The 22910-nt window shown below is 34.9% G+C and carries 26 protein-coding genes; 6 read left to right on the forward strand and 20 right to left on the reverse strand.

Going from position 1 to position 22910, the window contains the following annotated elements; genetic code table 11:
* Positions 1 to 60: 60 nt before the first annotated feature.
* The 9 genes from AC3RVF_RS04415 to AC3RVF_RS04455 all read right to left on the reverse strand — a co-directional run bounded on the left by AC3RVF_RS04415 (position 61) and on the right by AC3RVF_RS04455 (position 8802).
* Positions 61 to 900, reverse strand: a complete 840-nt coding sequence (locus AC3RVF_RS04415; RefSeq protein ID WP_489692850.1) for a universal stress protein — start codon at positions 898 to 900, stop codon at positions 61 to 63.
* A 9-nt stretch (positions 901 to 909) separates the two neighbouring features.
* Positions 910 to 1209 (reverse strand): ribosome hibernation-promoting factor, HPF/YfiA family, encoded by a 300-nt coding sequence (hpf, locus tag AC3RVF_RS04420; protein WP_489692851.1) that lies wholly within the window; start codon positions 1207 to 1209, stop codon positions 910 to 912.
* A gap of 172 nt (positions 1210 to 1381) precedes the next feature.
* Positions 1382 to 1588, reverse strand: a complete 207-nt coding sequence (locus AC3RVF_RS04425; RefSeq protein WP_489690915.1) for a YgaP family membrane protein — start codon at positions 1586 to 1588, stop codon at positions 1382 to 1384.
* Positions 1589 to 1606: 18 nt separating this feature from the next.
* Entirely contained in the window at positions 1607 to 1915 is a 309-nt protein-coding gene (locus tag AC3RVF_RS04430; protein ID WP_489690914.1) for a hypothetical protein, read from the reverse strand.
* A 101-nt stretch (positions 1916 to 2016) separates the two neighbouring features.
* Positions 2017 to 5211: an efflux RND transporter permease subunit gene (locus AC3RVF_RS04435; protein WP_489692852.1), complete on the reverse strand. Its 3195-nt coding sequence runs from the start codon at positions 5209 to 5211 to the stop codon at positions 2017 to 2019.
* A gap of 2 nt (positions 5212 to 5213) precedes the next feature.
* The gene (locus tag AC3RVF_RS04440; protein ID WP_489692853.1) at positions 5214 to 6293 is read right to left on the reverse strand and encodes an efflux RND transporter periplasmic adaptor subunit; all 1080 of its coding nucleotides are present in this window, start codon (positions 6291 to 6293) and stop codon (positions 5214 to 5216) included.
* A gap of 6 nt (positions 6294 to 6299) precedes the next feature.
* A complete protein-coding gene (locus AC3RVF_RS04445) occupies positions 6300 to 7604 on the reverse strand; it encodes a TolC family protein (RefSeq protein WP_489692854.1) in 1305 nt (434 codons plus the stop codon).
* Between the two features lie 228 nt (positions 7605 to 7832).
* Positions 7833 to 8405 carry a cytochrome b/b6 domain-containing protein gene (locus AC3RVF_RS04450; RefSeq protein ID WP_489690910.1) on the reverse strand — a complete coding sequence of 191 codons (573 nt, stop codon included), beginning with the start codon at positions 8403 to 8405 and terminating at the stop codon, positions 7833 to 7835.
* 7 nt (positions 8406 to 8412) lie between these two features.
* On the reverse strand, positions 8413 to 8802 hold the full coding sequence (locus AC3RVF_RS04455; RefSeq protein WP_489690909.1) for a DUF302 domain-containing protein: 390 nt from the start codon (positions 8800 to 8802) through the stop codon (positions 8413 to 8415).
* Positions 8803 to 8974: 172 nt separating this feature from the next.
* Here AC3RVF_RS04455 and AC3RVF_RS04460 point away from each other — a divergent pair, with 172 nt between their 5' ends.
* From AC3RVF_RS04460 to AC3RVF_RS04475, 4 genes are all read left to right on the forward strand, one after another.
* Positions 8975 to 9325, forward strand: a complete 351-nt coding sequence (locus tag AC3RVF_RS04460) for a hypothetical protein (RefSeq protein WP_489692855.1) — start codon at positions 8975 to 8977, stop codon at positions 9323 to 9325.
* Between the two features lie 106 nt (positions 9326 to 9431).
* A complete protein-coding gene (locus tag AC3RVF_RS04465; RefSeq protein WP_489692856.1) occupies positions 9432 to 9839 on the forward strand; it encodes a DoxX family protein in 408 nt (135 codons plus the stop codon).
* Positions 9836 to 10255: a DsrE family protein gene (locus AC3RVF_RS04470; RefSeq protein WP_489692857.1), complete on the forward strand. Its 420-nt coding sequence runs from the start codon at positions 9836 to 9838 to the stop codon at positions 10253 to 10255. The genes AC3RVF_RS04465 and AC3RVF_RS04470 overlap by 4 nt, the downstream gene beginning before the upstream one ends.
* 48 nt (positions 10256 to 10303) lie before the next feature.
* A complete protein-coding gene (locus tag AC3RVF_RS04475) occupies positions 10304 to 10900 on the forward strand; it encodes a TlpA family protein disulfide reductase (RefSeq protein ID WP_489692858.1) in 597 nt (198 codons plus the stop codon).
* A gap of 90 nt (positions 10901 to 10990) precedes the next feature.
* Here AC3RVF_RS04475 and AC3RVF_RS04480 read toward each other — a convergent pair whose 3' ends face one another.
* The 4 genes from AC3RVF_RS04480 to AC3RVF_RS04495 form a co-directional block, all read right to left on the reverse strand.
* Positions 10991 to 11440, reverse strand: a complete 450-nt coding sequence (locus AC3RVF_RS04480) for a hypothetical protein (protein ID WP_489692859.1) — start codon at positions 11438 to 11440, stop codon at positions 10991 to 10993.
* Between the two features lie 118 nt (positions 11441 to 11558).
* Positions 11559 to 12143 (reverse strand): hypothetical protein, encoded by a 585-nt coding sequence (locus tag AC3RVF_RS04485; protein ID WP_489692860.1) that lies wholly within the window; start codon positions 12141 to 12143, stop codon positions 11559 to 11561.
* A gap of 83 nt (positions 12144 to 12226) precedes the next feature.
* On the reverse strand, positions 12227 to 12925 hold the full coding sequence (locus AC3RVF_RS04490) for a DUF1826 domain-containing protein (RefSeq protein ID WP_489692861.1): 699 nt from the start codon (positions 12923 to 12925) through the stop codon (positions 12227 to 12229).
* A 157-nt stretch (positions 12926 to 13082) separates the two neighbouring features.
* Complete coding sequence (locus tag AC3RVF_RS04495) at positions 13083 to 15017, reverse strand: ATP-binding protein (protein WP_489690901.1); 1935 nt, start codon at positions 15015 to 15017, stop codon at positions 13083 to 13085.
* Between the two features lie 768 nt (positions 15018 to 15785).
* Between AC3RVF_RS04495 and AC3RVF_RS04500 the strand changes: the two genes are divergently transcribed.
* On the forward strand, positions 15786 to 16307 hold the full coding sequence (locus AC3RVF_RS04500) for a redoxin domain-containing protein (protein WP_489692862.1): 522 nt from the start codon (positions 15786 to 15788) through the stop codon (positions 16305 to 16307).
* A 221-nt stretch (positions 16308 to 16528) separates the two neighbouring features.
* Here the strand turns inward: AC3RVF_RS04500 and AC3RVF_RS04505 are convergent, their stop codons facing one another.
* The 7 genes from AC3RVF_RS04505 to AC3RVF_RS04535 form a co-directional block, all read right to left on the reverse strand.
* Positions 16529 to 17317, reverse strand: coding sequence for a hypothetical protein (locus tag AC3RVF_RS04505; protein WP_489692863.1), 789 nt, complete (start codon positions 17315 to 17317; stop codon positions 16529 to 16531).
* 96 nt (positions 17318 to 17413) lie between these two features.
* Positions 17414 to 17944 (reverse strand): GNAT family N-acetyltransferase, encoded by a 531-nt coding sequence (locus tag AC3RVF_RS04510; protein ID WP_489692864.1) that lies wholly within the window; start codon positions 17942 to 17944, stop codon positions 17414 to 17416.
* A 242-nt stretch (positions 17945 to 18186) separates the two neighbouring features.
* Positions 18187 to 18339 carry a hypothetical protein gene (locus tag AC3RVF_RS04515; RefSeq protein ID WP_489692865.1) on the reverse strand — a complete coding sequence of 51 codons (153 nt, stop codon included), beginning with the start codon at positions 18337 to 18339 and terminating at the stop codon, positions 18187 to 18189.
* Positions 18340 to 18355: 16 nt separating this feature from the next.
* On the reverse strand, positions 18356 to 19024 hold the full coding sequence (locus AC3RVF_RS04520; RefSeq protein ID WP_489692866.1) for a nuclear transport factor 2 family protein: 669 nt from the start codon (positions 19022 to 19024) through the stop codon (positions 18356 to 18358).
* Between the two features lie 102 nt (positions 19025 to 19126).
* Entirely contained in the window at positions 19127 to 19672 is a 546-nt protein-coding gene (locus tag AC3RVF_RS04525; RefSeq protein WP_489690891.1) for a helix-turn-helix domain-containing protein, read from the reverse strand.
* A gap of 265 nt (positions 19673 to 19937) precedes the next feature.
* Positions 19938 to 20561, reverse strand: a complete 624-nt coding sequence (locus AC3RVF_RS04530) for a hypothetical protein (protein WP_489690890.1) — start codon at positions 20559 to 20561, stop codon at positions 19938 to 19940.
* A gap of 139 nt (positions 20562 to 20700) precedes the next feature.
* Entirely contained in the window at positions 20701 to 21618 is a 918-nt protein-coding gene (locus tag AC3RVF_RS04535; RefSeq protein ID WP_489690889.1) for a DUF4240 domain-containing protein, read from the reverse strand.
* A 300-nt stretch (positions 21619 to 21918) separates the two neighbouring features.
* On the opposite strand from AC3RVF_RS04535, the gene AC3RVF_RS04540 reads away from it, so the two are divergent.
* A complete protein-coding gene (locus tag AC3RVF_RS04540) occupies positions 21919 to 22782 on the forward strand; it encodes a hypothetical protein (RefSeq protein WP_489692867.1) in 864 nt (287 codons plus the stop codon).
* Positions 22783 to 22910: the final 128 nt, after the last annotated feature.

The raw sequence follows: 22910 nt of genomic DNA on the forward strand, positions 1-22910 counted from the left end.
AAGCAGGAACTCAAAATTGAAGCTCCTGCCTTTACGTTAATTGATGTCGATAGCAATTAACTATACTTTAAATGTGATTACTGGCAAATCTGAGTGGTTTACCACATCTTCCCCAATACTTCCACTGAAGAAATGAGCTAAGCCCTGACGCCCTTGTGTAGGCAACGAAATAATATCTGCATTGCTTACTTGGCTATAACCGAAAATTCCAGCTTCAACAGAATATTCATTGTATTGAACAACTTTGTTCAAGCATTCCAACGGATTTACTTCACCTGCGATTTTCAAGAAGTTGAGAATTCGTTTTTCAATTTCGCGTGTACTACGGAAATCGCCAGCAAGATTTATATAGAGCATTTGCATGTTAATACCCAAAGCAGCAAACAATTTTTGCGCGCGTCTGTACGGCCCAACTGAGTTCTCTAAAAAGTCGCAAGCAAAAACTCCAAATTCTGGATTAAATTTTTCGTGACGATGCTTAATTACTAGCACAGGAATTTCAGAAGTACGCACTACTTTTTCAGTGTTACTACCTACAAATACTTCCTTTAGGCCAGAACTTCCGTGAGATCCCATTACAATCAAATCTGCTTTAAAATCGATTGCTAAGTCGTTAATTTCACTGAAAATTTTATAATTGTGCACAGTTTCGGTAATCTTAATTCCCTCCAAATAATCTTTGTCTAGGAATTCCGCAAAAAGTTTTTCTGCCAATCGCATATAAAACATTGCCTCAAAAACCTCTTTGCTTTCATCTCGAGTTACAACAGAATCTGTTAGACCCATCATGTGTACCGCAATTATTTCGGCATTTTGCTTTTTGGCAATCGATGCGGCTACTTCTAAAGCGTATTCAGAATGTTCGGAAAAATCTACGGGTACTAATATTTTTTTCATCATTTTTTAATTTTAATGAGTTGTGAATTTTGCTTTGCGTTTTTTAAGCTGCTTTTCTAAATCGAAAACAGTTTCTTTTGCTGCCGCTTCAAAGGTTGCTTCTGTAGAAGTTGCAAAAATTTTGGGCCCGGGAAGGCTTAGTTCCATTTCGCAAATGTTGCCTTTTCCGTAAACATTATTCTCCATTTTAAAGCTAACATCGGCTCTAATTAGCCACTCATATTTTTCAGCAATTTTCTGAAGTTTTTGCTCCACATATTCATTCATCGCCTCACTCGTAGGCATCTTCACGTATTGAATGTTTATAGTCATAATACTTTTGATTGGTTAATAATTCAAATATATCCAGAATTTGTGAAATTTAAAATGATTAAAGTCATATTGCAATAGTATTGCAAGCATCGTTGTTTTAAACGCACAAAAAATCCCGCTTACAATTATTTGTAGCGGGATTTTTTTTAATTAATATGAAGTTAGTCAGCAGTTATGCACAACAACTCTCTCCTTCGTCTTTTACGCCAAGCTTTTTTAATATCTTCTCCATCAAACACCATTTTGTAAATGATGATTGTAGTAAGTTGACACCCACAAAACCTGTGAACCACAACCAATTTATATTTACATAAACAGCCAAAATAAGACTGATTATAATAAAAATTCCGGCAATTGCTCTAATATATCTGTTAATCATAATTTTTAATTTTTTGAATTATATACTTCGTTCTATTGGCACCACAACCGCATGAATGGGATTGTTAGTTTCTATTTCTTTATTAAATTTCGTAACCAAGTCGAAAAACACATCTATCTTTTCGTCTTCAGTGAAAGAGAAGAACATAATGCTTTCTGCTCCACTTTTTTGTGATGGAAACCAACTGGTATCCATCATAAATGAAGAAGTTCCGTTTTTATAGCCCTCAATTTCAGAACCACTAAAACTTTCAATTTCGGACTTTTTAAAAAGCTGCAGCATGTCCTTCTGAAATTCGTCTACAACAGTTACAATTAATAGTTTCATTGGGATATTTTTTAATGGTTATTATTATTTTTTATTGGCTCCTAATTATTCCTTTTTCAGTCTCAGATTCTTCCTCACATCTCACGTCTAAAATCATAAGTCTACTTAAAATTCTTCTTTTCTATCATATAATAAACCAACGGCACCACAAGCAATGTAAGTACTGTGGAAACAATAGTTCCGCCCATTAGCGAAATTGCCAATCCTTGGAAAATTGGATCGAAAAGAATTACGAAAGCACCAATTACAACCGTTCCTGCTGTTAACAAAATTGGGGTTGTTCGCACTGCTCCCGCTTCAATAACAGCTTGTTTTAATGGTACACCTTCATCGGTTCTAATGTTTACAAAATCAATTAAAAGCACTGAGTTTCGCACCATAATTCCCGCTAAAGCAATCATTCCAATAAATGAAGTTGCAGTAAAAAACGCACCCATAATCCAGTGACCGAGTACAATACCAATCAATGAAAGTGGAATTGCAACCATCATTACGATTGGCGCTCTAAAGTTCTGGAACCAGCCGACAATTAAGATGTATATGATTATAATTACTCCTAAAAATGCAATTCCCAAATCGCGGAATACTTCCAGCGTAATCTGCCATTCTCCATCCCATTTCACTGTAAAATCGTCTTCAAATTCTGGCTGCTGTAAATACAGTTCGTTCATTTCATATCCTGCTGGCAACTTAATTTCATTAAGCTTTTCTGTCATACCCAAAATAGCATAAACAGGGCTTTCAAGTTCTCCAGCCATATCTGCCAAAACATAAACCACCCGTTTTTGATTTTTGCGATAGATGCTTTTGGCGCTCGTACTTTCTTTAATATTCACCAAATCGCCTACCGATACCATATTGCCTTGTTTAGAGGCAATTTTCAATTGTGAAATATCTTGAATTGTAGATTTCTCCTTTTCATCTAAAGCAAGTAATATGCCTACTTGTACGGCTGCATTTTCATCGTAAAGATGTGTTACTGGTTTATCTGAAAGTGCCATATTCATTGTGTAAACAATCTGCTGCGGGGCTACTCCGTAACGCATCGCTTTCTCTTTGTCTATTACAAATTCATATTCCTTTTGGTCAGCTTCTACCATCCAATCTACATCTACAACATCTTGAGTTTCATTGAGAATATTTTCAACTTGTTTTGCTACAGCAATCTGTTGATCATAATCTGGTCCGTAAACTTCAGCTACAATGGTTGAAAGAACTGGGGGGCCTGGTGGAACTTCAACCAGTTTTATATTAGCTCCAAACTTCTTTCCAATTTCTTGAATATGCGGACGCATTTGTTTTGCTATGTCGTGACTTTGTGCGTCTCGATTTTCCTTGCCAACAAAATTCACTTGAATATCGGCCATATTGCTCCCTCCTCGAAGATCGTAATGGCGTACTAAACCGTTAAAAGTTATCGGTGCTGAAGTACCCACATAATTTTGATAATTCACTACGAGTGGTTGTGTAGAAAGATATTGCCCAACTTCACGGGCAACTACGGCTGTACGCTCCAAGGTTGTTCCTTCGGGCATATCGATCACCACTTGCATTTCGTTTTTATTATCGAAAGGAAGCATTTTTACTGCAACCGAGTTTGTGAAAAACAACATTACAGAACCTAAAAGCAATACTATGGTAGTTCCTAAGAACAACCAACGTGTTCTTTTGTTTTCAATTAAAGGAGTTTCAAATTTTGAATAAATTCGATAGATTAAAGTACTTTCCAAAGGCTTTTCGGGCTTCGGTGCTTTTCCTTTTTTATCTTTTTCACGCAAAAATATATAACCCAAATAAGGGGTAATTGTCAACGCTACGAACAATGATAATATCATCGCAATAGAAGCACCAATTGGCATTGGCGACATATATGGCCCCATCAATCCAGAAACAAATGCCATTGGCAATACGGAGGCAATTACAGTAAGAGTAGCCAAAATTGTTGGGTTACCCACTTCGTTTATTGCGTAAATAGCAGCTTGCTTAAACGGCAAACGTTTCATCTTGAAATGCCGGTGCATGTTTTCGGCAATAATAATGGAGTCATCGACGACAATTCCTGTAACAAAAACCAAAGCGAAAAGTGTGATTCTGTTCAACGTATAATCGAGCAGGTAGTAACTTAATAGCGTTAATGCAAAGGTAATTGGCACTGAAAGAAATACTACCAAGCCACCTCTCCAGCCCATTGCGAGCATTACAACTAAGGTTACCGCAATGATAGCACCCATAAGGTGCATTAATAATTCGGCAACTTTGTGAGAAGCGGTTTCGCCGTAATTACGAGTAATTTCCACGTGAACATCATCAGGAATAAGATTGCTTCTTAAATGATCTACTTTGTCGATAATTACATCTGCGATTTTCATTGCATCGGCACCTTTTCTTTTTGCTACTGAAATGGTAACTGCAGGATATTCGGAAGGGTAATTAGACACATTTTCACTAGCGCCTCCAAAGCCGAAAGACACATAATTACGTGGAATTTCGGGACCGTCAAAAATACTGGCAATCTGCTTTAAGTAAATGGGTTGATTTTGCTGAATGCCTACTACCAAGTTTTCAACATCGGCTGCAGATTTTAAGAAATTTCCAGTGGTAACCAAAAACTCGGTATCATTTTTATCAAAACTTCCAGAATTGAGCTGTTTGTTATTTGCCTTTATCATTTCGGCAACACTCAAAAAGTCCAATCCACTTGCAGCTAATTTGTTTTTATCTAATACAATGCGAACTTGTCTATTTCGCCCTCCAACTTTTTGTGTGGTGGAAACTTGATTCACCTTTTCAATTTCTTGGGTGAGTTCGTCTGCAATTTGTTTTAGTTGAAAATCATTATAAGTTTCGCTCCAAAGTGTAACACCCAACATCGGCACATCGTCGATAGCTCGCGGTTTAACAAGCGGCATGGTAACACCCGGAGGCATTTTGTCCATGTTCTTGTTCATTTCATTATAAAGTTTTACGAAAGAACGCTCAATGTCCTCACCCACATAAAACTGAACAATTACCATTGCACCTTCATTGGAAGAAGTAGAATACACATATTCCACCCCTGGAATGTTTGAAACTATCTTTTCCAAAGGTTTTACAACTCGCGATTCAACTTCGGTTGGGGATGCGCCGGGGTAACCCACAAATATGTCGGCCATAGCCACATTAATCTGCGGTTCTTCCTCGCGCGGTATTAAAAAAGAGCTCCACACACCTACGACCATAAACACGATCATCAACAGCACTGTAAGCTTTGAGCCTATAAATAACTTGGCAATTTTGCCTGCTAATCCGTCCTTCATGTTTATTGTTTAATGGTTATTTTCGCACCGTTGAAAAGTTTTTCATCGGCAGAAATAATATAATTTTCATCTGCATTTAAGCCAGAGAGCACTTCCACATTTTCGCCGAAAGTACGACCCAATCGCAACCAACGAAGTATTGCAGTATTACTTTCACTTACGGTGTAAATTCCGGTTAATTGTCCGCGTTTAACTAAAGCGTCTTGCGGCACCAAAACTGTAGTAGCATCAGTTGTTTTTTCTATCGGAAACTGCACCGTGGCATACATTCCCGAAAGAATGCTAGCATCAGTTTTATCTAAAACCACTTTTACCAAAAATTGGCCGCCAGTAGTATTCGCTGAAGTACTAACTTCGGTAACTGTTCCAGGCAATATTTTATCAGACGATTTTACAACTACTTGCACTTCTGTGCCCGATTTTATTTTCGAAATTTCACCTTCCGGAACTGAAGCAACCACTTCAAAATTTCCAGGGCCTTCCACAGAAATTAATGGCACACCGGGATTAGCCATATCACCTGCATCAATATTTTTACTGGTTATAACGCCATTAAAAGGCGCACGAAGATTTACATACGCAAATTGCGATTGCACTTCGTTTTTCATTTGTCGTGCGCCTTCTAATCTGGCTTTAGCCATTTCGAAACGGGCACGCTGATCGTCAAGTTCTTTTTGACTTGCACTGTTTTCTGCAAATAGATTTTGAAAACGTTGGTAATCTTTTTCCGCATTATTGAAAGCAGCTTGGGCTTCAGTAATTCCAGCAGTTGTCTGCGCTTGTTTTGCAGAAAGATCAGCATTGTTGATGCTTATTAAGAGTTGACCTTTCGAAACTTTATCGCCCACATTAACGTGAACTTTATCTACAAAGCCCATCATTCGGGTGCTGAGAGTCGCGCTATTTGCGGCTTCTATTTTTCCGCTTGCGGTTAAATAAGGCGTGTTGTTTTCCGAAGCTACAGAACTTACGGTAACAGAAACTGGTGGCGTTTTATCTATGATTTTTTCTTCGGAAGAATTATTACAGGCGGTAAAACTTAGAACTGCCGATAAAAGAAGAAGGGTATATATTTTTTTCATTACTGATTAGTTTTTTGTTAAAAATTGTAAGTAAGCCAAAGCGTAATTATGTTGAAAAATAGTATTGAAATATTCCAACTGCTTTTGCGAATATTGAGTCTCGGCCATTAGCAAATCGGTGGTTTTTTCTAAACCTTCCGTAAATCTGTTGATGCGAATTCTAAGCGCTTCTTTGGATTGTTCGAGTGATAATTTTGTTAAGTTCAAATTATTTTTCGCATCTTGAAGCATACGTTTCGCCTTGTTCAATTCTAACTGACTTTCGGCTTTGTATTGCTCTAATTCAAGATTCGCTTTGTTGAATTCTGCTTTGCTTTTTTGTGTTTTCCCGAAGCGTTTTGAACCTTCAAAAAGACTCCATGATAATGATGCTCCCACCAAATATCCGCTCGCATCAGCCTGAAAAATTTGATCGTCGTAAAGTTCGTAGCTTCCGAAAGCGTTCAGCCTTGGCAAAAACGTCATTTTATCTGCTTTGTAATTTTGTTTGTAAGCTTCGGCAGCAAACTCCATTGCTTGAATATCTGCCCTTGAATTTGAAAGGTTTTCAAATGAATTTAATTCTGATAAAACCATAAGTGAATCTGTTGGCTTCAAAACCCCAGAAACCTCTTCATTCATAAGCAAAGCAAGATATTCCGAAGCATTTATAATATTGCTTTTTGCGTATTGCAACTGATTTTCAACTTCAGTAACACGTACTTGTACTGCCAAAACATCGCTTTGTTGCAGATAACCTTGTTTAAAACTATTATTCGCCAAACGCAGATTTTCATTAGCAGATTTGTAGGCGGTTTCTATAACCTCAACACTTTTATAAGCTAGTTGCAATTGCATATATGCTTTTTCAGTTTCAAGGGTAATATAGTCGCCCGTGCGCGCCAATTGCATCTGAGATGCGTTCCACTTTGCTCTCGCAGCTTTCCGCTGAAAAATTCCATCGACGTTTATAATTGGTTGCTGCACTTCAATTTTTGTAGTGAACATTTGAATCTGTGAAGGGTTATTCAGATTATTTGGGTCAAAATCTGCTTGGGTAACTATTTCTTCATTCAATTTAAAACCAAAAGCCATCAACGGATTGGTGGTCGTCATTCCGGTATGCGAAGCAGTAATGTTCGGCAGAAAGACGGCATTTGTTTGGTTAAAATCACCTTTTGCAGAAAGTACTTGCTGCTCGCCAATCTTTAATTTATTATTTTGTTGAATCACCTTTTCCAGCACTTCTGCTTTGGTAATAGGTACCGTTTGCTGCGCAAATACCATTGCGGGCAACAATCCAATAAGTGTAAGTATGTTTTTAATCTTCATTGCTACATTAAATTTGACGCAAAAATACATTAGATAATAAGGCTAGTCAGTAACTAATGTTACCAAAGCCACGCTTATAAGTTACTTAAAAAAAAGCACCTCTTTCGAGATGCTTTTTACTAACCAAATAAATCGGCAACCTTTAGGAGCATACCAACCAAGAAACGCTCCTAAATACTTTAAAACCCTTGGTCACATTTTTATATATCGCTATGTTTCCTTTAAAAATTAATCATTGGAACCACGTACTATTCTTGAAATTATCCCTTTATCATTTGTGAATTCTGCAATTAATATTCCTCCTATATGCAATACAATAAATGCTATTAGATAATAAATACCAAGTACATGAATTTCCTCCATTGGTTCTTTCAAAGTTTTTGGTCCCCAAACTATTATAAGTCCTGTAACCAAAGAAACTACAACACATACATAAAAAATGATGTACGTCCATTTCTGGAATTTTTGTTTTATAGTTAAGTCTTTTGTTAATGGATTTTGAAATTTCATACTTCCGAAAAAAGGAAGCAGAAAACGTAAACTGAATAAACCAGTTAAAACATATCCCAAATAAATATGCCAGTCCCACATGGGCTTTCTAATCTGTTTAGCTAAAACGATGAGTTCTTCGCGAGTTAACGATTGATCAGTCCCTGCTAGATAAGTTTGGATAATATCTGCCATATTATTTTTATTCATCCAAGTTAATCTCAGAAAAATAGTAATCAATAAAAGCAGGAAACTAACCGCAATTGCCCAGTGGATAATTCTATAGATTTTGGAATAGTTTACAATTTCCATGGTGTATCTATAAACTATTAATAACCTTAGTCAATTGCTTTTTAACGTCTTTTGCAATTTCTCCTAAGGAATCATTTTCCACTGCTCCCATTGAAGCTGTTGGATCTACTGCCGAAACCTCAATCATCCCTGGTTCGCGTTCCTGAACAATTACGTTGCAGGGTAACATGGTTCCAATTTTGTTTTCAGCTTGTAGCGCTTGGTGCGCCATATGCGGGTTGCAGGCACCAAGAATAGTGTAATTGTAAAAATCTGCGTCCAACTTCTTTTTCAAGGTTGCTTTAATATCAATTTCGGTTAATACGCCAAAACCTTCTTCTTTTAAAGCCGCTGTTGTTTTTTCAATAGCATCTTGAAAAGTTGTGTTTTTTAATGTAGTGCTGATATAGTATTTCATAACTTCTTTATTTTTGGATGAATAACTTGAAACAAATTTAAGAATGTTAATTGAATACTACTGTAACATAGATTACATATAGCATAAATTATCGACTGCGTTTTTCACCTATTTAGTCTCTTTGTAACTTATGTTACATTCTAATGCTACAATTTTATTAAATTTGCCTTCAATGAACTCGAAGAACCTAATAGTCTTTTTTCTGACTGGCCTTTTTATAATGAATCTTATGGCTGCACAATCTGGTGCCTTGCTACAAGTTTTAACAGGAAAAGAGGTTACTGTTGTTCATCCTTTTTGTAAAAAATCAAAAAGTAATTCTAAAACAGGCGATGCACTAAAAATTGACAACACTTCTGTAAATTCTGCTCAAATTCAAGCAATTTGCTCAACTGTTTTCGACATTAAAACCGCTTACTTTTCATTTATTTCTGTTGAAGACAACTATAAGGTTTACACTTTTTCAGAAATTCTACATTCAAATCTTTTTGCAGAACGCTTAGAAATTCCTCCTCGGGTTTAACATTTCTCTTTAGTTAAATCGAAATTGGTCAATTCAATAGAATTCAAGTGTGAATTCGGTTGTTTTAGACTAGTAAATCACACACTATTTTTTAAATTTTTTAATTATGACACCAAATATAACGGTGAGCAAGCGTTCTGTACAGCTGCTCCGTATTATGGTGAGCGCAATTTTTTTGACTGCCGGATTTAGCCATCTGGTAAATGTTGAAAAAACCGTTCAACGAATTGAAATGGCACAATTTAAGGAGTTTGCGAACTTTTTCGGAAATCTCGAATTACTAGTAATCCTTTCTGGAATTGTAATGCTAACAGCTGGTTTTAGCTTTTTAATAGGTTTTAAAACACGTTGGTCTGCCATTGTATTACTTCTTATTCTTTTACCAATTACAATCACTATTCAAGTTGGGCAAATAGCAAGTCTAGGCCCATTATTTAAAAATATCGCCATCGCTGGAGGGCTGTTATTTTTTATTCTAAACGATATAAAAACTTTTAAAAAAAACACATTATGAAAACAATATTTTCAACTTTAATACTATCAATTTTTCTAGTTTTAGGAAATACACAACAATCATTTTCGCAAGAAAGTAAAACGCAAAATTATGTGGTGCTCACTAAAAAAGTAGCACAACTAAAACCAATTCTACTTGCTGCCAAAGATTTAGCAGCGGAAGACGGAGCGAACTTTGGCAAATTTGAAATCATTGTCTGCGGAAAAGAAATAGGCGATTTAACCGATGCTGAAAAAATGCAACCCCACTTAGCCGAAGCAGAGAAAGTAGGCGCCAATATTGTTGCGTGTGGCTTTTCGCTTAAGAAATTTAAGGTAGATAATACAAAGCTTCCCAAAGATATGGAGATAGTGGACAATGGAATTCTGCACAATTTTGAACTTCAGAAAAAAGGCTATTATAGCTTATCACTTTAAGAAATAGATTAAATAGAAAACTTATAATAACATAATAAAACAATGATTATGAACAAAAAACTTAAAAAAACGATCATAGAATACGGCATTTTTGCCGTGGTGGTTCTCGGAATATATTTCTCGGGATTACATACCGAAATTATAGGATTTGCACAACGCGGTTTACTTGCAACTGGTGCAATGAATCCAGATGTAGAACAAATTCAGGAAAACGCTGAAACAAACGAAGTTGCTGCCACCAAAGCAGATTTCAGTATGGAGTTGGTAAATTCTAAAGGCGAAAAGGCAACATTAGAGCAATATCGCGGTAAAGTAATATTTATCAATTTTTGGGCTACTTGGTGTCCGCCTTGTGTTGCCGAAATGCCTGGAATAAACGATATGTACAACGATATTGATAAAGATAAAATTGAAGTGCTAATGGTTTCTTTCGACCAAAAATTTGATAAAGCAATTCAATATAAAACCAAAAACAATTTCGATTTTGAAGTTTATGCTCCAGCGGCTGCAATTCCAGCTATGTACGAATCGCAGAGTATTCCGACCACTTATGTAATAAGTTCCAGAGGCGAATTGGTTTTTACCCACAAAGGTATGGCAGATTATAACCGCCAAGATTTTAAAGATTTTTTGAAAAGTCTTTAAAGTTTAGTCTCGACGAAAATTGCAAAAACCATCTTCTGTTTTGAAGATGGTTTTTTAGTTTTAGAATGAGTGTGCAGTAATTAAGGTATTTTACATATCATAAATACATTCTGCAGTTACAAATATCATGATAGACCATTTATTCCAGCTATTTAGAGCTCTGGTGTAATCTGAATCCAAATCTGATTTATTCAGAGTTATTGTTCTTTTAATGGTTCCGCCATCATTAAATTCTGAGTTCGATAATATTAATTTTTCACCGCCTCTGAAATAAATTTTAATTCCGTTGTAAGCTTTTACTCTTGTATCAATACCACCATTTACAGGTTCAATTTGGGCTTCTACCGTTATAGTTGTAGTGGTTTCAGATATTCTACAAATGCGTTTTCTAATTCCAGCTTCTGATGAACCTGTTCCGTCAGAAACATTGCTGAGACATTCCGTTTTATAATAATCCCACTCTGTACAATCGCTTTTCTGTTGCGATGTCACGGTATAGCTAGCCGTGATTAATAGTACTACTAAAAGTAATTTTTCCATAATTTATTATTTAAAGGTTAATTCAAAAATAAATTATATAGAAACTCGCGCCAATACCCACAATTAGGTATATATCACTTTTTAATTTGCTAACTGTACCGAAAACTGCAACTGCCTATTAATTTTCTGGTGTAATCATTATATGCGAACGATGTGTGCCAGCATCCATTAACCACGGCATTCCCGGAGCTTGGGGTTTTGTTGGAAGCCCTGTGCTTTCGCCAGTCATATACGGCTTGTAGATTACGTAACGTATTTTGCTGTTTTGGAGTTCGCCAGTTTCTGGGTTGTAGTCTGCTTCTTCGCCAGCCAAAATATAAACCATCGATGGTTCTGCCGGCATTGGCAAAGTGCCAGTCTTTATTTCGCTTTTTCTAATTTCACGCTTTGCTTCATTAGATTTTCCTTCAGCGGCCAAAGCTCTACCTCGTGCCATAAAAGGCTCTAATTCGGCGCCGTAACAGGCTACGCTTATTCCTTCTTTATTAGGGTCGTCTGCCAAACAAATCATGCTGTTGGTGCCTTCTCTTAAAGTAATAAGTTTTCCTTCGGGATTATAACCAAGCACGGTTGCATCATCGCGGTACATCTCGGGTGCGGCTAGCATTGCGGTTTTAATCTGTATGTTTTTCGGCAAAATTTCACTTTGTGAAAATGCTGAAAACGCAAATGCAAAAACGAAGACAAATAGTAATTTTTTCATAGTTAAGCTTTTTAAAAATTGAAAGTTTAAGATACGGATTTTTGGGAGATTTAAAGTGCGTTTCGAGAGTCGTGAAATTGCATTCAACAAATCATCAACAAACGGTGTTGTCCATTATTTTCTTTTGGGGCACGATGAAGACAAGGAGGAACTTTGCTTTCAGGATGATCAATCGCTAACCGCCATAAATGCCCAATACCTAAGCTAATGGGTTGTGCTTGCGGTAAAGCTTGATAGTGAAGATCAAAGAAATATTCCTCTAAAAAGTCTTCAAAACCAGCCTCCGCCCCGCCATACAGTTTTTTGAGTTCCGCGCGTATTTCGGGGATTAGCACTTTTTGCTGCCCTTGCGCATTGGGCAATATGTCGCTGGGCGCACCGTAATAGGTACATAAAAAAGTATCGGTAGGGATGGGAGACCGATCTACATGCCACGAATACACATCTGTCGGGAAAAAAGGAAAAGCATCATCTCTGTCGTAGTATTTAATTACATTCAACGTTGGCGAGGCACCGTGCTCTTTCAGTAGTTTTAAGTCGTTTAAAAGTATTTCGCGAGCTAGTTGCCCTTGCTTATTTAATTGTAGCGCACGCAGCTCTTCTTGATCAAGTGTTGCTATATTTTCGTTTAGTGCTACTTGTTTAACAATCTCAGAAAAGTCGCCCGTTAGTTTTCGCTTCCAACAAATTGCATTTATTTCTCCTTTAAAAGGCGTAGAAACCAAGTCGTGAAAATTTGTAACCTGATGAATTTGATTTGAAGTTTTAGAGAAATCTAGCATGCGGCAAAGATAGCGTAATTGGGTAATGGTTTTTAATAGCTAATCTAGCAATTTGCAACGATAACGCGCGGATTTCGCGGATGCCTTAAATGTTTTGAAACTAGCTTTTGGCGGGACACGGGCAAGACGCCCCGCACCCGCTTGGAATTACAGCCTATTAAGCCACTTTAAATTCATCGAAGTATTTTTGAATTAAACTATATAATACTTCCCTGTTTATTGGTTTGGAAATAAAATCGTTACATCCCTCTTCAATTATCTTTAATTTATCGTCTGAGAGCACAGAAGCTGTTTGGGCTATTATAATAACGTCTTTGTTAAATTGACGGATTTGTCGAGTTGCATCAAACCCGTTTAGCTTAGGCATTTGGATGTCCATAAAAATTAAATCGATGTCAGGATTATTTTTAGCTAAAGCTACAGCCTCAACGCCTGTTTTTGCAACAAGAATTTTCGAGCTGTAATCTTTTACTAGAGCAGATAAAAGCATTGATGATATTTTGTCGTCTTCGGCAATTAATATTTTAAGTCTATACGATTTAGGACTTTGATTATTTGCAGCCTTATTTGAATAGACTAAATTTTTAACTTGGAAATTTTCTAATTGATCAAACTTATAATACGGAATGGTAAAATAAAATATTGCGCCTTTCCCTTCTTCACTTTCTACCCAAATTTTGCCACCAAGCATTTTCACATATGCTTTAGAAATGGCCAAACCCAGCCCTGCTCCTTCATTGGCTAGCACTTCTGAATTATCAGCCTGCACAAAACGTTGAAATATTGCATGATGTTTACTTTTGGCGATCCCAACACCGGTATCCTTCACATAAAATTCCAATTCACTTGGCTCGCTTTCTGTTTTTACAACATAGCCCAGTTCAATAGTACCTTTTTCAGTATATTTTATAGCGTTCTTAACAAGATTTGTAAGTATGGAATAGATTTTTTCGCTGTCAGATTTTATAAAAGCGTCATTCCCTAATAAGGCAGTTTTAATTGAAAACAGCATACCTTTCTTTTTAACTTCGGGAGTAAAAAAGGTTTGAATAAACTCCACTTGCCTATTGATATTAGTTTCCTTTATACTAAGATCTATCAGTCCCGATTCAATTTTTGAAATGCTTATTATATCGTTGATGATATTGAGCATGCGTTTACCACTTGTAGTAATAATACCTATATATTTTTGCTGCAGTTCACCTTTAAGTTCGGGTTCTTTCAGCAAATCGGCAAAACCGAGAATACCGTTCATAGGTGTTCTTATTTCGTGACTCATATTGGCTAAAAAGGCTGTTTTTAACAAGTCGCTGTGCTCTGCCTTTTCCTTTGCCAGGATTAATTCTTCGGCACGTTTTTCTTTCTCATGATTTTGAAAGATAAGTTCTCTGTTTGCTATTATTAACTCTGCGGCGCGTTTGGCCTTTTCTTCGTTTTGATAAACAAGTTCTTTATTGGCGATAATTAATTCGGCGGCGCGTTCTGATTTTTCCCTATTTTGGAAGACAAGCTCAATATTTGCTACAACCAACTCTGCGGCGCGCTTAGCTTTTTCTTGGTTTTGAAAAACGAGTTCTTTGTTTGCTATAATCAATTCGGCGGCACGTTTGGCCTTTTCTTCATTTTGATAAATATGTTCTTTATTGGCGATAATCAATTCGGCGGCGCGTTTTGATTTTTCCTTATTTTGGAAGACAAGTTCAATATTTGCAACCACTAACTCGGCCGCGCGTTTGGCCTTTTCTTCATTTTGAAAAACGAGTTCTTTATTGGCGATAATCAATTCGGCTGCGCGTTTCGATTTTTCATTATTTTGAAAAACAAGTTCAATATTTGCTATAACCAGCTCTGCTGCGCGCTGGGCTTTTTCTTCATTTAAGAATTTAAGCTCCAAATTGGCTATTATTAATTGGGCGGCTCGTTTTGCCTTTTCTTCGTTTTGCAAAGAAACGCCTTGAATAGCAATTTTTAATTCTTGCTCGAGACGCGTACGCCTTTTAGGTTCAATGTCTTTTATAGAACTTAAGAACTCTTGCTGTAATTCCACTAACTCCTTCCTAATTTCCTTTCTCGACTTATCCTGCTCGCTCATAACTATATTATTTTTTGGGGAGCTATTTTTAATAGTATAATTTGATTATGAAATGCTCTATTCTTTTTAACCATTTTTATTCTGTGCTATTGAAAATTATAGATTTGTTTTATGAGCTGAATTTTCTAAATCAGCACTAATAGTTGTAATTATTGATATAAAACCACTCTTTTAGAAGTAATTTATACGGGATGTATTTAATTGATATTTAAGCTATTGTCGCGCTTAATCTGAAGGCAAATTGTGCAGTGACAATTGGTCTGCAACCCATTCCATTTATTAAATTTAACCGAAGGTCTCACGGTTTATATAGCTGACAAAGATGTAGAAGCAGTCTTTGCCTGTCCTGAAGTGAACAAGAGAATTCTAATAATTTTTTGAACCTTAATAATTATAATACTATCCATATTGAATTTTAAAACCTGACCCCAATAAATCAAAAATATGGGCCAATATACTCTAACAGATGTATTTCGGGTAACGCAAATACTTATATTTTTAACAAAATACGTTATTTTTCAGACACTTAGAAAGTAATTATAATTAATTAACAGGAAAATTGATATTTAAAGTGCTTTTCTGAATTCTTGGTGATATTCTGAAAATAACCCCACAGGTTTTGAAAACCTATGGGGTTATATAACATATTTGGACGTGACATAAGCTCAGGGTGAATAGTGTATTTATAAAGTTTCACAAACATTTAATATATACTTTGAAATAAGCCGTATTAAAATGATTAAATTTTCATTCAAAAAAATAAATGTTATGATAACTCCAAAAGAACAAGCACCAGGATTAGAAATTAATTTAGTAGGCGGAGACACTTGGAAACTTTCAAGTCAAAAACCAGAAAACTTCACGATGATGGTTTTTTACAGGGGATTACACTGCCCTGTTTGTAAAAGTTATACTGAAGAATTACAAAACCTAACGACAAAATTTGAAGCAATTGGCGTGAACATTATTGCTTTAAGTATGGATACGGAGAAGCGCGCTAAAATATCGAAAATCGAATGGGATGTTGACGATATTCCTATTGGTTATGGACTTTCTGAGGCAGAAGCCAAAGCTTGGGGTTTATATCTAAGCAAAGGCGTAAAAGATGGCGAACCCGAACTGTTTTCGGAACCTGGCCTGTTTTTAATTCGACCAAATAATGAGGTCTATTATGTAGCTCTTAATTCTGAACCTTTTGGGCGCCCTCATTTGCGTTCTTTTATTAAATCTATAGAATATATTATAGATAACAAATATCCTGCGAGAGGGGAAGTAAATTATAGAAAGTAAAAATAAACTTCAGGAGTCATTAGTGTTTATTTACTTGTCCTGAGTATAGACGAAGGGAGTTGTTATTGCGAGCAAAGTGAGGCAACTTCATGAGGCTACTTTGTCCCAGGTTTAAACTTATTCTTGTTTTGGAGCTGGGTTTATTGCCGGGGTGAATTATTGAATGGACACGGGTGAGACGCCTAAGCCATTGGGATTGCAAAACATTTAGCCTGTTTGCGCTAGTTATTGAATCTTTTCATCATCTCAAGTTCAGTAGTTGCCATATTTGCAATTAAAGAATATCCTTTTGGAATGGACACACTATTACTTAATAGTTCCTTAAGTTTGTCAAGTGCTTCTTGTGCCTTTATCAGGTCATTATTCAAAAGCCAATATTCCCCTAAATATAAATAACCGTAAAGTTTCTCTATGTCGTCCTTATCGGAGGCGAGTAATTCATCTAATAGTGGTTTAACTTTCTCATCATTTTCGAAATTGTCATCAAAAAGATACATTCCTATTAAGGAATATGAATTGCTTTCTCGATTTTCTTTTTCTGCTTCTTTTGAGTACAAATCTTTTCGATAAACCAATTTCCCTTGATCTATTTTATACCATCTATAGATAGATTGTCCTGAATCCACTTCTTCTTCAAAAACGCGACTCTTGTTATTAAAATTGGTAGCAAGAACCAAAATGTCTCCCAGCTTTTCTGTATTACCAATGAATTTAAAGGCTAAGCGAGCAGCCGGGCCAGTTGGCTGCTCTATCATAACCAATACCCTTTGATCTTTTGTAACTGAATAATATGCATTGTGCAAAATTGAGAACATTTCATCATCACTTAGCTGCTTGTATAAATCCGTCATATAAAAGGCATCTGCAAATGTTTGATGCACAAAATAAAATTTATCTATCCCTAATTGATTTTCTGAAAAGAGTTTCCCTTTTTCATAGGTAATTTGGCTTTGCGCAAATGAATTGAAGGATATAATTAGCAAGCTTAACGTTACAAGTAAATTTTTCATAGATTTTAGTGACTAATTTTTATTTTAATGAGATTACGTTATTGTATTTTTTTTTGTGATTGGAGCAATTGTTACCCCTTCGTCTTTTTTAAATCTTTATTCATTTTTATTACTACAATTTAGTCGGAATAAAATCAAGTTTGAATTTGTTTCCTCAACACTATCTATTCGCGCAAATTTCAATTCTTTAAGCAGATTGGTAGAACTTTGGTTGTCCTTATGTGTATATGCATCAATTGTTTTTAGACCAAGTGTTTGAACTGAATATTCAATTATTTTTTTTGCTGCCTCTGTCATAATACCTTTTCCTTGATGCTCCGTTAAAAGTTCATATCCAATTTCGCATTTTTTCAGCTCTTCTGAAACATCAAAAAGACAAATTGTACCTAGAAGTTTATCGTTTTCTTTTTGCGCAATTGCCCAATAAGTAAAGCTATTGGTTTTTATCTTCTCAATAAAATCCAATGCGTCTTTCAATGTTTTACATGGCTGTCTGTCAAGATATTTGTTTATTAAAGTGTCTGAACGAAGTAGAAATATTTCCTGAACATCGCTGTCTAATAATTGTCGGAGAATCAACCTTTCAGTTGTTAATATAGGGAAGGTTTTCAAATTTCTATGTTGCATTATGGCTTATACTATTTTTAACTGATTTTGCTCTTAGCCTTACTGCTAACGGTTACGTAAATTGAAGGTTGCGTGTTTGTGTGCGAGGATTTTCCAAAAAAATCAGAGGCAGCAAAACAGCAACGACCATTGGTTAAGTATTAACACAGCAATTAGTTTTATGCGGTGTTGGTGGTTCGTTTTTTATGAGTCATATTAAAAATACAATTTATATTTTAGGAAGTTTATAGCTAACAAACAAATTATAATTCTTTTACTTTATCATTCAAAAATACTTCCGATTTTTTGTGGATATCATAGGCTTTTTCATACAAGCCTTTCAAACTTTCATATTTACCATTTTTAACTCCATTTTCAATCTCAATTAAAATATTTTTTAAAGATTCAATTCCCATATAATCAGTCTGAGGTTTAATCGAGTGTGCATTTATTGCCAAAAGTTCGTATTTGTTGAAGTTCACCATTTCTAATTAAGCCTATTGCAATAGAAGGTATTTTATGTTTTTGAAGTAATTTTTCTATTTCTACGTCATTGTCAAAAAGTTTGAGTGCATAATCAGCGTTAAACTTGGGACCGTATTCTTTGTCTACGGCATGATGGTCATAACTTATAATTCTCTTGGCTTTCCATTCACCGTTAACTAAAATCCAAGTAGTAATAAATTTTGCTTTTCCGGTAATATAGATTTCCTTATTAGGTTCTTTAATGTAGAATTTATGATCTCCGGTTTGCACAGCGCCATACAACACCCCATTATTTTCTAAGGGAAATACCTCAAGGGTTTCATCTACTAATTTCCGGATGGGTTTGTAATTAGAATCACCACAGATATTCTGGGAGAAGACTTCATAAAATTGCGCTAAATCTTGTGCGCCTCCTTTGTCGTGAAGAAACTCCAAATCTTCATGAAGCACCTGTTTTAGTGCTTCGAAATTGCACTTATTAAAGCCTTCAATAAACGTAAGGCTATCGGCTTTTTTAAGCGCTATAAATAAGGCTGAAGTTTTTTCTACTTGTGCTAAACCAAGGTTAGATGTAATAACGAATAGTAATGCGAAAATTAATTTGTGCGATTTCATTTGTAGTTTCGATTAAAATATGGAAAGCACAAATCTCTTTAGGATTTTGAAAAAAACAACATAATATTACACGACAATAATGCGACAATGAGCTGACAATATTTATAAAATACTGAAGTTTAGCTTAATACAAAGCTTTTGTTTTTTGTCTAACGCTATAGTGTTTCTAATAATTATAAACACATTAAGCACCACAAAAGTGATCATTGAAATTAATACAAGCTGTTTTGTAACTCCAAACCACCTGCTAATAAATGGCGTTAATCCAATTGTGAAAAAAGCAACGATGGTATATAAAATTTGAAGTGAAACTATTTGCTTGGTTATTTCATTTTCTTGTTTTCGAACCTTCATAATTACCCAAGGAAGCAAAATATTGATTGGCGGAAAAATTACGCCTAAAACCGAAGAGAGATTAATTAGTTTTACGAGCTGGTAGTTTATAGTATCATTTTCTACACTCGGTTCGTTTTCTTTTAAATCATCTTCAGAAACCGCCAATGCCTTTGCCAAAAGTCTTAACGAATGTCCTTTTAGTTCTGCACCTTTTTCAATTCGCTGAATAGTTCGTGCAGACACTCCTGCCCTTGCTGCCAACTCCTCTTGCGTGAGATTTAGTTTTTCTCGGTGGTATAAAATTTTATTCAATTTTTAAATGTTTCTTTAGTATAGTAGTTGGTTACGCCTTGCTAAGTCTATTTCTAAAAATTCAGTAGAAAAATGTTTGCTAGCCTTTATGTGGTTCGAATAAATGTTGGGTACAATTCTTAGCATTATTAATATATTGTTCGTTTTATTATTTTCGTTCTGTTTCGTTAAAAATTTGAGAGAACACACAGCTACTTATAGTCATTGTTGGCAAACGATTTTAATTAATTGTAAAAGTTTCATCTGTATTAAAATTGTCAAATTATCATTTTGAATACTCTATATAACTAACAATAAACCACCCAGGCAGTAAATTTTCATTAACACTACAATCTTGAAATTCTAATTTTAAAATTCCTATTGAACGTTCATTTTCCCACTCTATTAATTTGTTTTTTGGTTTGTTTTCTAAAACAGATTTTTTTCCTTCAGCGTACCTATCACTAATTATTTTTTCCAATTCTGAAAATAATTTAGAATAAGTTTCGAGTTCACCACATTCTTTTTCAACTAATTCTTGCAGTTTTTTCTTGTCAAAGAGGGTATTATCGTCAACCTTGTTTAAAAAATCCCATTTATAAGAGGTATACTTTATTTCTCGAGAATTTTTATCATAGTAATATTCAACATTGGCAGGTAGGTTTATAGGTAAAACTCTTGAAATTTGTTTTGGATTATTTAGTTCGTATTTATCTACAAATGGATAAAGTTCAGGAGATAATACTATCGTCGCATAATTTTCTCCAATTTTTGAATTAATACTTGTTTCAAATTCGATTGCATCTTCAATTGAATTTCCAGTAAAAATTAGACTCTCCTTTTGTGACTCCTGTGAACAGGAATAAAAAATTGAAATGAAACTAAAAATAATAGTAATAACTTTATTCATAATTAGTGTTTTTCTGTAATGTTTTGCTAACGTTTATTTTTAAAAATAGTGCGGAATGCTGTGCGAGAGTTTTCAGCTGGAAAATCAACAACTAGTAAACGCGCAACTAACTATTGTTCTAGCTATAACTAACAACTTTTTATTCCGTTCTAAATTTCGCCCATAGTTTTGAAAACTTACTTTTTAAATCGTTTTCGTCTTCTTCCCATTCTTCTCCAGTAATTTCAAAATTCTCTTGAATTCCCAGGGGCATATCATTTCCAGTCTTTTTTTCATAAACATTCGTTGGCACATAACTCAAACCTTCCCAATCGCCACCATTTGTTTCATTGAGTTCTGCAAGTGTTTCAATATTTTGAATTGCACTTTCAAATATGGATTTGCCTTGCCCAATTAACCACCCTCGAAAATCAGAGAAACAGTCATCAGAGCATCCTCCATTTATTATATATGCAGCAGCCCAAAAATCCCAATTATAAATTTCTCCTCTTAATGTTCTAAAGGTATTGTCAAATTCCAAAACTTCGTTTGCTGTAAGTTTCAGCAATTCTTTTTCAAGTTGAGCTTGTTGTTTTTCATAATCTCCAGAGCTTTCAGATTTTGTAATCTCAATAATTTTCCAAAACTTTTCAGATTCCATTATTTCTTTAGAATCTGAAATTGATTCTGTAGTTTCTCCATTTTGAAATTTAAAAAACGCTTTAAAGCTTTTAGCAAAACCAAAATGATAAATAGCCATTGAATAGACAGAAGTCATAACTAATAAAGGGACTTTATTTACGATGGGTGTATCTAAAGTTCCTAAACCAACTAATGCACCTAAAAGCGCAATTGAAAATAAAACTATTGAAACAACTTTCGCCCAATTCTTTCCTTTATAAACCATTATTAAAAGTGCGATAGTCAATGAAAATCTTATTATTTGTTGGATAAGCTTTAGTGACTCAATTTCTGATCTTACGGAATGATAAAAATATATTGTGTGAATGGAAACTAACAAAATACTTATTGAAATTAGTATTGTTCTATTTTTTCCAATATTAGCTAATTCGTTCATTTTTTGGTTTAATTATGGCTGACGGTTAGTATATGAAGAGCGTGCGATATCTGATTATACTAAGGTTTCTATAAGTTTCGGTTTAGGTAAAAATAGAATATTTTTTAAGAATATTATTTTTTTAAAATAAAGGTAAAAATCATTGTGTCGCAACTAGTATTTATGTTAACCAGATTAGATTTTGTTGTAACTTTGATTGAATATTAACTAATATTCTGCTTATAGTTTAATTGATTATATACATATCTCTTTTGTACAAACAAGAACTAATTACTGATGCAATTTTAAAAACTTAAAATAATGAGAAATATATTGGTCACTTTTTTGTTGATTTTATTTACTATGAGCAGCCAAAACATAGATGCTCAAACATTAACTGAAAAAGAAACGATAGAAAAAATATGCAAAAACAAGTGGTTTCTTCGCAGGTATGAGTCTAAAACTCAATTTTATACTGTTCCGAAAGAATATCAAGGTACTTATATGGCTTTTTCACCCAGTGGAAAAGTATATTACTACAAAAAAGGAGAGAATGAAGCCACCAAAACGAGATACGATTATAAAATTTCTAATGGGAAAATAGCAATCATGTCTCACGAAGGCACGCAAGAAGTTTTCGATTTTGAATATCGTGGTTACAATATTTATTTTCTAATTAGAAGTGGAGATTATGCGGGAATAAGATATGTTTGGGAAGTAGCCGAAGAAAATTTACAAATACCAGAAAGCACTGTAACGACCTCTACCACTGCATCTACCACAGATAACTCCGAGTATAAATTTAACAATGTAGATGATTTGGCGACGGCATTGAACAAAGGTATTAGATCTGCTAGAATCAACTTTCAAGACCCATCTTATTCTTTTAATATTACGGGAACCACCAGTTATACCTATTCTTCAATAGAATTTTTTACCCAAGACAACCAAATGTTTATAAAAATGAACATTCCCCAAAATGGAACTTGCAATTATGGTCAGAAAGAAACAAAGGCTATTCTAACCGGACAATATGGAACAGGTGGAAATAGATTTTATATCGCGTTTAAATATAAATATTCTTGTAATTCTGAAACCTACGAAACCATTTACGCCAATTTTTATATGAAAAACAAAGCACATTTTGAAGCAACCCAAGAAGCGGCTAAAAGATTATTAAAGTAGGCGTTTTGTTGTTCAGCGAAGAAGCGACCAAGTGCGTTTCGGAGCAATGCAAAGCCGTTAGTTTATATTTTTCGCTTAGTTAAATCTAGGTTATTTGTTAGAGAGATCATTGCTTTGCAAAACAAAGT

The organism is Aequorivita sp. IT1183, from assembly GCF_058068265.1.